Source organism: Peptoniphilus sp. HCN-40583, from assembly GCF_037892835.1.
In the GTDB taxonomy this organism is placed as follows: domain Bacteria; phylum Bacillota; class Clostridia; order Tissierellales; family Peptoniphilaceae; genus Aedoeadaptatus; species Aedoeadaptatus rachelemmaiella.
This window is the reverse complement of the sequence record NZ_JBBKBU010000052.1, coordinates 1-2,010: the sequence shown is the minus strand read 5'-3', so window position 1 is coordinate 2,010 and position 2,010 is coordinate 1. Positions and strand designations below refer to the sequence as shown.

Annotated in this window: 2 protein-coding genes; one reads left to right on the top strand and one right to left on the bottom strand. The window is 52.1% G+C overall.

The genetic code is table 11. The annotated features are described in order from the left end of the window. Positions 1–26 precede the first annotated feature (26 nt). A complete protein-coding gene (gene gloB, locus WKT05_RS10525; protein ID WP_340414054.1) occupies positions 27–719 on the bottom strand; it encodes a hydroxyacylglutathione hydrolase in 693 nt (230 codons plus the stop codon). A 107-nt stretch (positions 720–826) separates the two neighbouring features. Between gloB and WKT05_RS10520 the strand changes: the two genes are divergently transcribed. Continuing rightward, positions 827–1,960, top strand: coding sequence for a CAP domain-containing protein (locus WKT05_RS10520; protein WP_340414053.1), 1,134 nt, complete (start codon positions 827–829; stop codon positions 1,958–1,960). Positions 1,961–2,010: the final 50 nt, after the last annotated feature.

Sequence of the window (2,010 nt, the reverse complement as noted above, 5' to 3'; positions counted from 1 at the left end):
GAGCGTCCCGAGGGACGCTTTTTTTATTAGCTGCGGTCACGCTCTTTGCGGTAGCGGACAAATTCGTCGAAATCGTCGATGACGAGGAAAGGATTCACCTGCTTTTCCTTTCCCATGGTGGTTGGGAGCGTGACGGCGCCCTCATCTCTCAGGCTCCGCACTCGCGCCAATTCGTTTTTCGTGGCGTCGTTTTTTAAATAGTTTACGCTCTGTTCAAGATTGGACAGGGAGTATTCGTGGGCGGAATAGATTTTTACTTCATCGTCCATGGCCTTTAAATTCTCCAGGGTCTTAAACATGGCCTCGTAATCGCCGCTGAAGACCCGCCCGCAACTGGAGAGGAAGAGGGTGTCGCCGATAAAAAGATGCTCCTTCATTTTGTAGGCCACGTGCCCTTCCGTGTGGCCCGGCGTGGCGATGACCTCAAAATTTTCGCCGAGAAGGCGGATGGTCTCGCCGCCTTTTACGATTTCCGTGGCCACGCCCGTTTCCTCGGGGCCGTAGACCGGCGCCGGATGGGCTGCGATTAACTCTTTCACGCCGCCGATGTGATCCGGGTGGCTATGGGTCAAGAGCACGGCTTCAAGGCCGTAGCCCTTCGTCGCCATAAGCTGCAGGAGGAGATCCGCTTCCGAGGGATCCACGACGACGATGTGCTTGTCTTTTTCGATGATCCAAATGTAATTATCCGACAGTGCCGGCAGGGGCATAATGTTCATTTTATTCACCTCATTTACCTTATACCCTATTTCCCTCATCTTTCAAAGACGTTCTTGTTTCCTTTGCTCTGCTAAATTATTATAATGGTAAACAAAAGGAGGTTTTTATGAAAGGTTTACGGAATTACTTATTGGCCTGCACTTTATTTTTCTCCCTCATTGGCCCCGCGTCGGTTTTTGCCGCCACGCCAGCTGTGCCGTCGAACCAGCCCGTCACTTTAGACGGATCCCCGGTAAAGCTCGCCGCCTACAATGTTGATGGAAATAACTACGTGAAGCTGAGAGATATTGCGGCGATACTTCGAACCACGGAATCTTCTTTCGACGTAAGCTACGATTATGCTACGCGAACGGTCACGTTGCAATCGAAGCAAGTGTATGCCCCTCAAAAGGGAGACCTTGCGCCTATCGCCCCGAAAAAAGCGCGGGCTTTAATGGATTATCGCCCCATGATCATCGACGGCAGAAAAGATTCGCTTCGCACGGCCATGATTAAGGACAACAATTACATTCAGCTGCGGGATTTAAGTCGCGTTTTAGACTTTCGCGTCGATTACGACGCCCCCACACGCACGGTGCAAATCTACACCACCTTGCGGGAACGTTTAAAGGGAAAAATCGACGACCGCTACCTAACGGATCGCTTCTACACCTATGTGGAAGAAGGGCTCTCTTACAAGGAAGCGGAGCTGGCAGAGCGAATCAACGAATACCGCGTGCAGCTCGGCCTTCCGGAGTTTCTCCTCTCGAAGTCCCTGACCACTGTGGCGCGGACCCACATCACGGATTCGAATCGCTACCATCCGGAAAATCAGATTGACGCACGGGGAATTAAGGGCAATCTCCATTCCTGGTCGAGCAACGGCTCCTGGACACCCATGGCCTATACCGACGATCACGCATACGCCAAAGCCATGTGGGATAAGCCGAGGGAACTCACGTCCTACCGAGGCAGCGGCTTTGAAATCGCCTACTGGACAAGCGGTTACGCTTCCCCTAAAGGTGCCTTAGCCGGTTGGAAGTCCTCCCCCGGACACAACGGTGTGATTGTTGGTCAAGGCAATTGGCGGGATCTCACTTCCATGGGCGTTGGCATCGACGGCAATTACGCCTTCGTCTGGTTCGGCAAGGAAGTAGATCCCGCCGGCTACTACGGAAAGACGACGGCTTCGAATCCCTATTCTTTGCCGATGGAAGACACACTTCCCCCGTTTTTCTTTAGTGACAACTTTATCCCTTGATCCAATGTTCAAAACAATCTCAACAAAAAAAGAGCCCTCGAGGCTCTTTT